Below are 1,893 nucleotides of genomic sequence, written 5' to 3'. Positions count from 1 at the left end.
AATCGAGTAGGAGGCGGGATCACTCCCGCCGTCCTCTCACACCACCGTACAAGCGTGGATCGCATACGGCGGTTCCGAATAGATTTTCAATGTTTCATACCCTTCCAACAATGAGTATAACCCCAACTCTTCCAACCGTTTGTTGGGTAAAGCCTGATTGACTTGGGGCGTCCGTGAGAGTTTCCACCATCCTTTATCTGAACCTGCGACTTTCCATGCATTAGGTTTGGCGACTCCTAAACTAATCAGCCACATCGCTATGCTGTATTTCCGCTTTTTCTGTTTTAGACGGTAGCACCGCAGTCGGCGTCTTATCCAACTGTCTAGGTGACTCATCGATGACGGCCTTAAGCCCAGTTTAAAGTAGTTCTGCCAACCTCGTAGATACGTCGATAGTTCCTTGATGATTGCCGGGAACGTTCGTCCTCTATTTCGTTTGGTGACTTGTCGCACTCGTTTCTTCATTTGATGCATGGCGTCATCACTGATACCTATCACACCATCATCGTTGAAGCGGTGTCCCAAGTAGCTACGCTCACTCACTCTGGTCGCCGCACTTTTCTCACGGTTTACCCGTAATTTAAGCGTCTGCTCCAAGAACTCCGTAACCGAGGTTTTCACCCGTTGCGCTGCTGCTTCACTACCTACGTAGATTTGGCAATCGTCTGCGTATCGGCAGAACTTATGACCTCTACGTTCTAACTCTTTATCAAGCTCATCCAATACGATATTAGAGAGCAGCGGCGACAGAGGACCTCCTTGTGGGGTTCCTCTTTGTCTTCGCTCTATCACTCCATTTCGCATCAGACCACTTTGTAGATATTTCCTGATCAGTTTCAGCACCCGTTTATCCGCGATATCTTGAGACAGCCGATACATCAGTCTGTCGTGATTGACGGTATCGAAGTACTTCTCCAGATCTATATCGACTACATATCCCCGCCCTTCTCGAATGTATTCACTCGCTTTCGACAAAGCATGATGAGCACTCCTTCTTGGTCTGAACCCGAAGCTGCTCTTTGAGAACTTCGGCTCATACAACTGTGTCAGGAGCTGTGCCATCGCTTGTTGTACGATGCGATCCTGAACGGTTGGGATACCCAGTTGGCGTACTCCACCTTTTGGCTTGGGGATTTCTACACCCAGAACGGGAGACGGTTGGTAACTTCCATCCAGTAAAGACTGGCGAAGTTGCTGCCCATTATCCAACTGGCGAAGCTTTTCCAAGGTCGCTGTGATCGTCAGTCTATCTACCCCACCGCACCCCTTGTTGCGCTTCACCTGTTTGGTCGCAGCGTTTAAATTACCCGGACTGAACATCTGTTCGAGTAATCGAGTGGTGTCCATCAAGACTCGTCCTTCTTTCTATGCCAAATCAGCTTGTTACGCTTCGTTTCCGTCAGTTCCACTTTTGGCTTCACCAATCGGAACGTAGAGATGGGTCGCATCGTTACTGTTACTCCACTGATTTGAATATCTGGCGACTGCTTCTTGACCTATTCAGTTCCGGCCTTCCCTTAAGTTGTACTTCCTCAAGGTACTATGCCTTCTGCTGACTCCTTATTACCCATCAGCATCCATCACTGGCTGCTTAGTTTCGTCCGAAACAGATAATAAGATCTCCCGAGGTAAGACGTTGTTCTTTCTCGTGGTCATGCCTGATTTACTGCATCGCACTTCTCGTCGAGTCGTTGGGCTATTCTATCTATTGCTAGGTTACCCAAGTCGACACAGCCTACTATCAGATTTCTGTTCGTCATCACCACGTTTTGCCATTTGCTTCCTTCAGATTTCACCTCACGATGAACACCCTTGCATAGGCTAACGGTTCCCGCTCGACTGAGCCCGTAGAGGACTTTCACCTCCTAGATCAACGCCATGCTCGGCGCACAA

General features: G+C 48.8%; 1 protein-coding gene. It reads right to left on the bottom strand.

The window, feature by feature from the left end; all coding sequences use genetic code 11:
• Positions 1-36: 36 nt before the first annotated feature.
• Positions 37-1,347 (bottom strand): group II intron reverse transcriptase/maturase, encoded by a 1,311-nt coding sequence (gene ltrA / locus FKQ60_RS17165; protein ID WP_000381813.1) that lies wholly within the window; start codon positions 1,345-1,347, stop codon positions 37-39.
• Between the last annotated feature and the right edge of the window lie 546 nt (positions 1,348-1,893).

It is taken from the genome of Vibrio sp. A11 (assembly GCF_013048705.1).
GTDB classification, from domain to species: Bacteria; Pseudomonadota; Gammaproteobacteria; order Enterobacterales; family Vibrionaceae; genus Vibrio; species Vibrio metschnikovii.
This window is presented reverse-complemented; position numbering and strand designations above follow the sequence as displayed.